General features: G+C 29.2%; 1 protein-coding gene. It reads left to right on the top strand.

What is annotated here, in order from left to right:
• Positions 1-33: 33 nt before the first annotated feature.
• Positions 34-216, top strand: a 183-nt coding sequence (locus AACQ14_RS24335; protein ID WP_339366113.1) for a hypothetical protein, incomplete at its 3' end; no start/stop codon positions are given.

The raw sequence follows: 216 nt of genomic DNA, 5'->3' as shown, positions 1-216 counted from the left end.
GCAATAAATGAAGTTATAGTTTTAATAAAAGAAATGAAACCAATGATGAGAGAAGACATGTATCAATCATTATGTGAAAGATTCGTTCTAGAATTCGATATTAGCAAGGATTTAGAAGATATAAAAGATGCTACAGATAAATTAGAGATATTCCATGGATTAAAAAATAGGGTTGACAGTTTATCCGAGATTGAAGTAATAATACTGGATCATGGG

Source organism: Vallitalea maricola (assembly GCF_036985595.1).
Taxonomy (GTDB): Bacteria; Bacillota; Clostridia; order Lachnospirales; family Vallitaleaceae; genus Vallitalea; species Vallitalea maricola.
This window is presented reverse-complemented; position numbering and strand designations above follow the sequence as displayed.